This window comes from Pauljensenia sp. OF14-1SRA (assembly GCF_027694595.1).
Classification (GTDB): Bacteria; Actinomycetota; Actinomycetes; order Actinomycetales; family Actinomycetaceae; genus Pauljensenia; species Pauljensenia turicensis_B.
On the sequence record NZ_JAQEVQ010000017.1, the window covers coordinates 21,109 to 29,116 of the forward strand.

Below are 8,008 nucleotides of genomic sequence, written 5' to 3' on the forward strand. Positions count from 1 at the left end.
GGGAGGTGAACAACGTGTCGCGCAAGAGTTCGCCGTCTTCGCTGATGCGTTCGGCGAGCCTCTCACGGTTCTTACGTGCTGACTCAGGCACAGAATGGGTCATCCCTGCTCGCAGCTTGGCGCCGGCGAGAACAACGAACCCGTCGGTCGTTTGCCGACCGCTTCCGGACGCGCCAGCCGATTTCAGGAACAGCAGGGGCTCCACACGGGGGGGCGCTGCCTCCGATGGGTTTTGCGTCAGGGTCTTGGCATCATCGACCGCATCGAAAACTCGGTAGCCAAGTGAGCCGATCAGGATCTTCGCCATCGAAATGAACTCGTCGAGAGCAGCCTTCTTCTCCTCGGTCACATTCCCGGGAGAGGGGTCATTGCCATTGACCGCCCTAACACGGTCAGCTAGCAACGCCTGCTGGTAGAACGCATTCTCAAGATAGGAGATCTCGGTGGGGCCGAACGAGTTGTCCGAGTCGATAATCAGGATCGCGTGGGTGAAGTAGTCGAGCTTCTCCTCGCTGAGGTGTTCTGCAACCCTAGCCAGCACGCCGTTGCCGTTCTTACGCTCGCGGGCCTGGCCTACGTAGAGCAACTCCTCGCCGGTCTCAGTGTCAGTGCCAAACAGGAGGTAGATGCCGCTCTGTGCCAGCTCGGGGCGATCCTTGGAGCGTGTGATCTCGGTGCGCGGGATGAGGTAGACCTTGCCGACCCAGTTGTCCAATGAACACTTGATCCGCCCACTCGGGGACCCGTCCATCAAGAACAGCTGCACAGTCCTTGGAGCTGCCACACGCCACCGCCTTGCCACCAACACCTACAGATACACCTCAAGAGTATTCGCTGCCAGATTCTCTCGGGTCGTTTTTGAAGACACCCGTGAATTGAGCACATGGATTGTTGGCGAGTGCGTGCAGCGAGCCGTCGAATTAAAGGTGAACTCAACCACTGCGAAGGGCACATCTTGCGTGAAGACCGAATCGAGCAGATCACTTGTCTACTCACCGGCGCAACGACTTTCACTGACGAACTCTTTCATATCAAAGCGCGCTCAACAATGCCATGAATGCCGGAGAGCTTAAAGTCGATTAAGCAACAACGCTCGTGACGATCGAGGGCTTAACAGCGATGATGGGCAAGGAAGTCCAGGCGAATACACGCATCGCTGCAAGCCTCAACGACGATACGGACTTCGGCCCGACCAATCACAACAAGGTTGCACGCATCATGAAATCCATGGGCGCAGTGGGAACGAGTGCCGATAATGCCCTGGCAGAGTCATTTAACGCCACCTTAAAGCGTGAAGTGCTGCGTGATCGGAAAGTCTTTGACAGTCCAATCAGCTGTCGCCAAGAAGTCTTTCGATGGTGCATGCGCTGCAACACCCGCAGACGGCACTCTTGGTGCAACCTTCTAGCCCCCGATGACTTCGAAGCACTCACATCAGCTACAGTGATCCAAGTAGCATAGCTAACCCCCGATGTGTCTACTTTCCGGGGGTCAGGCCCCTCGCGGGGGTTAACTCTTGGAAGGTTTCTGGCCTTCCACTGGAGGGTGTCTGGGAGATGCCTGCGAGATATATAGGTAAAAACTGGGAAGTATTGACCGACGCAGGGAAGTAGGTAGACTAATTCCCGTTGTGATCATCTCGTGCAAAGAAAAGAGAGAAGACCATGTTGAATACTAAAAAATCCAAATGCCTAGCTGCTGCACTATCGCTGGGTATCGGTTTGACGATTGCCACCCCCCCCGAATGCTTTCGCTGCCAATAAGCCAGCACCGGATTCCACCCCAATTCCTTCGACCGATACTAAAACTTCATTAACCCGTGAGCAGCTGGAAGCCGCTATTAAAGACGCTACCAACGAAGTTGCTCAGGCTAAGAAAAATCTTGATGAAAAGACTGCCTTATTAAATGAGGCAAAGAAAACATATGACAAGGCTGTTTCTGCAGTAGAAGCCAAACATGCCGAAGTTAACGATTTGCAAACGCAAACTGAAGTTTTGTTGCAGAAAAAAGAAGATGCTGAAAAAGCCGTTCAAGCTGCAAAAGAGAAGTTGGACAAAGCTATCAAGGACTCGGGTGCTGCTGCCGACGAGATTAAGAAGCTGCAAGAGGCTCAGAAACTAGCTGCAAAAGAGGCTGAGGATGCCGCTGCAGCCGAGGTTTTGGCGAAACAGAATCTAGAAAAAGCTCAGCAAGAGAAGAATCTAGCCGACGAAAAAGTTGTTGAGCTTGGAAAAGAATTTGACTTAGCTACCAAAAAAGTTGAGTACGCTAAAACCCGGTCTAGTCAGCTTGAAGAGAGACTAAAAACGCTCAAGGAAACCACTAAGCAGTTACAGAAAGAGCACCCGGATGTTGCTAGTGAATTGCAAAAATCGCGAAGTGAACTAGCAGAAGCTGATAAAATCAAAAAAGAGAAGCAAGAATTACTTACTGAAAAGACCAACGAGTATAACAAGCTCGTAGAAGAGGCAGTATCCGCTAGGTCCGCAGTCGAAGCCCTGACCAAGAAGTTGGAAGAAAAACGGACTCGCTCTGAGGAGCTTAAGGAAGAGAACAAACAGAACCTTCAGCAACTTAACGAGTTTAAAGGTAAGAAAGAGGCGGCCCAGACTGCTCTAGAGCAGAAACAAAATGAAATTGGGACTTATGACGAAGATATCAAGCGGGCGCAAGAAGACCTTGAAAAAGCGGTAGCCGAAGACAAGAATCAATCTACCCCTGAGACACAGAAGAAAATTAAGGATGCTGAGAATAAAAAACAGCTAGCAGAAAAGAATAAGAAGTCAGCCGAAAGTGAAGCTGAAGTCCTAAAAGGTCAGGTTAAGGATTTTACAGAAAGATTTTCTGCCCTAACTCAGGAAATTCTGAAAAATCAAACTGAAATAGGAACTCTAGACGCTGACGTCAAAGAACTTGATCAAAAGCTTAAGACGGAAACGTCCGCTGCCGAGGGTCTCTTCGCAAAAGCAGATGAAGCTGAAAAACAAAAAAAACAAGCTAAACAAGCAGCTGATGATGCCATAAGAAATTATGACGATAAAAAACATGCTGCGGATGAGCTAGAGGCAGTTGCAAAGAAGCTAGAAAAAGCAATACAAGACGAAAAAGAAGCTGAGCAGGATAAGCAGCAATCCGATAAGCTACTAGCTGAAGCCCAAAATAATCTGAAGTCGGCGATGGGCGACAAGCAACAGGCCGAGAAAAACGCTGAATTGAAGGATAATCAGCTTCAACAAGATCAGGCAGCTGAAGAAGAAGCCAAGAAGAAAAAGCTAGCTGCAGAAAAAGCGCTTTCCAAAGCGAATTCTGATTTGAAGGATGCTATGGACAGGAATGCGCCTGTTGCCTCCGCCAACGAAGCGCTTCAGGAAGCGAAGCTGAACTTGGCCGAAGCCCAGAAAACTTGGGAAGATAAGAAGGCGGCGTTAGCAACAGCGAAGCAGAACCTATCTGAGGTGAAAAATAATGAAGCAATTGCTAAAGCTGCTTTTGAATCTGCCACATTAGAACTTGACAAAGCTAAAAAATCTAGCGAAGAACTAGAGCGCAAGTTAGCTAAACTACGCGCTGAGCTGCAGACTATGAGAATGCTTTCTAATGCTATGGATCCGTCCAGTGGGGGAAGCAATAGTCCAAAGAACAAGGGCGATAGTCAACACTCAAAGGCAAAACAGCTTGCGAATACCGGCGCAGACATCACCCTATTACCCGTGGGAGCAGGCATCGCTTTGCTAGGCATTGGCTTCGTTGGAGCTAGAAAACGCCGAGCTGAATAGGAAAGGCGGGCTAAGTCAATCTGATCTGTGATGCATAAATCTGTGTTGACCATCACTGATGGACAATAACTGCCAGATCCAATACAACTGTTAGATCTGGCGGCAGTGCAGGGGCATAGACAGAACATAATCGGCAACGGATACATCCAAGGGGGGGGGCGGCTCATGTTACAGAATGAGTCGCCCCTCTTGTTTGTACCTAGTCCGTATTATTCACGTAAATAAAAGAGTCGCTCTGGCAGAGTCCCTATTTGGAGTGCCTTGGGTTTTTAAATCCGGGTGACTTGAGTATTGTCCACTGATGTCCTGCCTGTTGGTGTTGAAAGTGGGTTAGCGGGCGAAAGTCGCATCCAGGCGCGGGTTTTCTTGGCTGCCCATTCGTAGTGGGAGCTGGTCGAGGACACGAAATAGGAGCTCAGGCTGGTCGTCCCCGTCCAGGTGAAATATTTCTTGGTGAAGAGTTCCTCGTTGGTGAAGCTCTCGATCAGATCAAGTATTTGATGGTGTGATATGCCCAAAAGGTCGCGTGCTTCTCTTAGGGTCGTGTATTGGTAGTGCGCGGTGAAGTCTTCGTTGAGCTTGGCGTAGTTACGCCACGTGTAGGATTCAGGGAAAAACGCCTGGGGCGTGCCCGCATAGTTGGTACTGACAAAAGTCGTGACGAGGTTGTGCCATTCATGCAGGTGTATCACCACGTCCCGTAGGCACTTATCACGTCGCCAATGCGCCTCAGATCCCTTTGCCAACAGTTGTTCCGGGAAGAGAGCGCAGGTTTGTTCGGGTGGAATTGCGTCCCAGAGTCTCACGAGCTTGTCGTAGGAGACGCGTGTTGCCTCAAGCAGCTCATCCTTGGTCTTGGGCCGGGGCATTACGCCACCTCCCTCGCACGAAAAAACGAACGGCGATTTCGATTTATTATTCTACGAACACATGAGCATCTTTATGGAGAGTAGCTGTAAAGGTACACACGTATGACAAAAGACGGAACTGCCCGAGGAGGCGCGGGGTGTGGCGATCGCTAGACCTTTTGCGGCAATGAGCCAGTCGTTTGGTAAGCAGGCGAACGTGTATTGGTATGGGGTTTTGAAATTGTGCGCGACCGGGGCACCGTCTACGAGTAAGCCACGAATGAGATGAGCCAGCGCTTGCCCCTGCCGCTCTGCTCGCTCACGAGATCTGCCGCCTCGATGCTACCGCACCGACGGCACGATCCGTGGAATCGGCCCCGACAGGACATCCCAGGTCAGTGTGGTTTTCACGATAAGTGGGGGCGCTAGGGGTGGCACGAAATAGGAACTGCTTACTCGTGCTCATTTTCGTCTGAATCCGAGTCAAGGCTGCTACCTTGCGCGAACCACAGCGGGAATGAAAGAACCAGGTAAAGCGGGACGGACAGGAGCCCCAGAGCAATGACAAATGACACCGCAAGAGCATTGGGAACTTTATGCGTGCAGGACGATATCTTGACAGCGTTATATGAACCCCACGCGACTGAGGCGATGATTGGGGCAAGGGCGAGGTTCCACGGGTTACCCGGCGAAAACAGGTCGACGCACAGGCCGAAGAATGCCGTAACGCCAAATACCGAATTCGGGGCAATATTGTGCATCTTCGGAAGCTCTTCCTCGTAAGTTTGTGCGAAGAAGATGCATGAAAGTACGAGCCATGCGCCAACTAGGAAGGCAAGGAAGTCGTGCGCAACTCCAGTAAAATCACGAATAGTTATGTAGGAAGACGCGATTCCGGAAGCAACCGAATTAAGACCAAGCAGACCAAACACACTTGCCACGTTTTCGATCCCACTAGATCCGTAGTCCCAGAATGAAAACGTGACCGCAACTGCGTACACGGAGACTAGAAGGTTAACAACGCTTCGAAATTTGAAACCGAAGCTAGCCAGAAGCGTTTCGCCGACCAAAGATCCCCCTCTACTCGAAAACTATCCCCCTACGCAGCTAGAGCGTAGGTGTCTCCAATTCGTATCCAGTCCGTGCTAGAAGTTTCCATGATCTGGATTTGTCTGATTTTGTCGCGCAGTTTTTTGAGTCGTTTTACGTCGTGATAGTAGGTCTTAAACTCTGTGCGGAGTTCATCAAGGAACAGGGGCTCAATGGTTTTAAGAATGTTGATTTCAGTGGTGTAATGCTCACCTAGTTGCCGCCTGGCTTTCGCGCTTTCTGCGGATTGGAATAGTGAGCTGAAAATTGTGGGGCTGGTCTCTGAGCAGTTGAGCAGGTAGGCTCCAAGCAAGTCTTTGATGAACGACTGCGCTTGCTCACCGGGCTCCTCCGTCCAGTCTGCAACAACCTTCGCACAGCGCCTGCGGATTTCGGAGAGTGAAAGTGCGGTAGCCACATTGCCTCCCTTATTGTCTAACGCAATATTAGCCGGGAGTACGGACAATAATTTGGAAGCAGAGCAAGCCAGGCGCGTCCTTGAAAGCTTCCCACAAGCTTCCCACTCGACTTCCCAAGTGGTATGGTGAGTGGGAAGTTAAGTGGGAAGTTAGTGAGCAGTCGATGGATACTGAACGCTTAGGGTCAATCGTTAACACATTGCGCCTGATCGGAACAGACAAGCAAGCAATCGAAGTCAAGAGCAATGTTGGCAAATCAATTCGCGAAACACTCAGCGCGTTCGCGAACGCCAACGGCGGCCTCATTATCGTGGGCCTCGATGAGTCAAATGGCTTCTTGCCCGTGGACGGCTTCGATGCAGCAAAAGCTAGGGACGCACTAGAAACTCGATGTGCCCAAACCACGCCCCCTGTACGCCCCCTCATCGACACAGTTCCCTTTGAGAACTCGTTGGTTGTCGTAGCACAGATTAATGAAATGACTTCCGAAGACAAACCTTGCTACGTAACTGAACAGGGAAAGTATGGCGGTAGTTATATTCGGGTTGGTGACGGCGACATCCGCCTCACGCAATACGAAGTCGACCGCCTCGTTGAGGAGCGGGCCCAGCCTAAATGGGACGAACAGCCAGTGACAGAAGCGCAACTTGAAGACCTGCATTCAGACACTGTGAATGCCTACATGACTGTTCAACGCAAACGTCGTCCCAAAACCTTTAATGACGGCACCGAAACTGCGATGAAACGTCTACGCATCCTCAAGGGCGGACACCCAACCCTGGCGTCCTTGCTTGTTATGGGTGAGTATCCGCAAGAATTTTATCCACGCCTCACCGTGACATTTGCCAGCTTCCCGGGTACAACGAAGGGCTCTGTCACTGAAGGAGTTCGACTCCTAGACAGCAAAACCCTCACCGGAACCATCCCGGAGCTCGTTGATGAAGGAATTGAAGTAGTTAAAAACAACATGCGCACTGCCGCTCTCATTGGCGAAAAGTACCGCTCAGATTTGCCAGACTATCCTCCTATCGCAGTACGTGAAGCGCTCGTAAATGCCCTCATGCATCGCGATTACTCACCGCACGCGCAAGGCAGTCAAGTGCAAATAAACATGTTCGTTGACCGCCTCGAAATCACAAGCCCGGGAGGTCTGTATGGAGGCGTTACCGTACGAAACCTAGGGAAGCCAGGCGTGAGTTCAACCAGAAACCAACGCCTCTCTTCTTTTCTTGAAGACGTGAAGTTTCATGCCGATGGAGGCGGAGAAGGTGTTGTGGCTGAAAACAGAGGCACGGGCATCGCGGTCATTCAACGCTCGCTCACCGATGCCCTCATGCCGCCACCTGAGTACATTAACCGGCTAGATAGCTTCACCATTATCTTCCGCCGGCGAAGAGTGGCAGAAAAAGAACGCTATGCAAGCGCCTTTGACCAAGTTCTCACCGCGTTAAAAGGGCAGGCGTCTGCCTCCACAACTGAACTCGTCAAGAGCACAAAACTGAGCCGCACAGCAGTGCAAAATGCGGTGAACGAGCTTATTGCCGAAGGGGTCGTCGAGCGCACTGAGCCGTTGAGGAGCCCTCGGCAACGCTATCGCATTAGGGCGTAGCCACGCACCGGCAGCTTCGGTGCTCACGAGAACTTCCCGCAAGCTTCCCACTCAACTTCCCAAAGTGTTATGTTGAGTGGGAAGTTAAGTGGGAAGCTGGAAAACACGTACTGGTTAGAGCTTTTTCACCTCGATGAGTGTTAGAAACCTCTGGCTAAATAAGAACCAACAAGAATACGCATACAACAAAGACACGAATAACGTGAGCGTTCCCAATGACGGGTTAAACGACAAAATGTGTGTGTGAATCTCTCGATTTATGGGCC

General features: G+C 50.9%; 6 protein-coding genes and 1 pseudogene. 3 read left to right on the plus strand and 4 right to left on the minus strand.

The window, feature by feature from the left end:
• Nucleotides 1-784 (minus strand): GIY-YIG nuclease family protein (locus PG731_RS08250; protein ID WP_270773318.1); only part of this gene is annotated, 784 nt, incomplete at its 3' end.
• Nucleotides 785-1,215: 431 nt separating this feature from the next.
• Here PG731_RS08250 and PG731_RS08255 point away from each other — a divergent pair.
• Both PG731_RS08255 and PG731_RS08260 read left to right on the plus strand, forming a co-directional pair.
• Nucleotides 1,216-1,461, plus strand: a pseudogene (locus PG731_RS08255) (integrase core domain-containing protein); the annotation flags it as partial.
• Between the two features lie 267 nt (nt 1,462-1,728).
• Nucleotides 1,729-3,777 (plus strand): LPXTG cell wall anchor domain-containing protein, encoded by a 2,049-nt coding sequence (locus PG731_RS08260; protein WP_270773319.1) that lies wholly within the window; start codon nt 1,729-1,731, stop codon nt 3,775-3,777.
• Nucleotides 3,778-4,046: 269 nt separating this feature from the next.
• Here PG731_RS08260 and PG731_RS08265 read toward each other — a convergent pair whose 3' ends face one another.
• The 3 genes from PG731_RS08265 to PG731_RS08275 form a co-directional block, all read right to left on the minus strand.
• Nucleotides 4,047-4,646: a ClbS/DfsB family four-helix bundle protein gene (locus PG731_RS08265; protein WP_270773321.1), complete on the minus strand. Its 600-nt coding sequence runs from the start codon at nt 4,644-4,646 to the stop codon at nt 4,047-4,049.
• 431 nt (nt 4,647-5,077) lie between these two features.
• Nucleotides 5,078-5,566, minus strand: coding sequence for a hypothetical protein (locus tag PG731_RS08270; protein ID WP_270773322.1), 489 nt, complete (start codon nt 5,564-5,566; stop codon nt 5,078-5,080).
• A 158-nt stretch (nt 5,567-5,724) separates the two neighbouring features.
• On the minus strand, nt 5,725-6,132 hold the full coding sequence (locus tag PG731_RS08275) for a type IIL restriction-modification enzyme MmeI (RefSeq protein WP_270773323.1): 408 nt from the start codon (nt 6,130-6,132) through the stop codon (nt 5,725-5,727).
• 164 nt (nt 6,133-6,296) lie between these two features.
• Between PG731_RS08275 and PG731_RS08280 the strand changes: the two genes are divergently transcribed.
• The gene (locus tag PG731_RS08280) at nt 6,297-7,742 is read left to right on the plus strand and encodes an ATP-binding protein (RefSeq protein ID WP_270773324.1); all 1,446 of its coding nucleotides are present in this window, start codon (nt 6,297-6,299) and stop codon (nt 7,740-7,742) included.
• Nucleotides 7,743-8,008: the final 266 nt, after the last annotated feature.

What these genes read in the sequence shown, in the direction of transcription:
- PG731_RS08265 (WP_270773321.1), bottom strand. Translation starts at nt 4,646, where the DNA reads ATGCCCCGGCCCAAGACCAAGGATGAGCTGCTTGAGGCAACACGCGTC.
- PG731_RS08280 (WP_270773324.1), top strand. Translation starts at nt 6,297, where the DNA reads ATGGATACTGAACGCTTAGGGTCAATCGTTAACACATTGCGCCTGATC.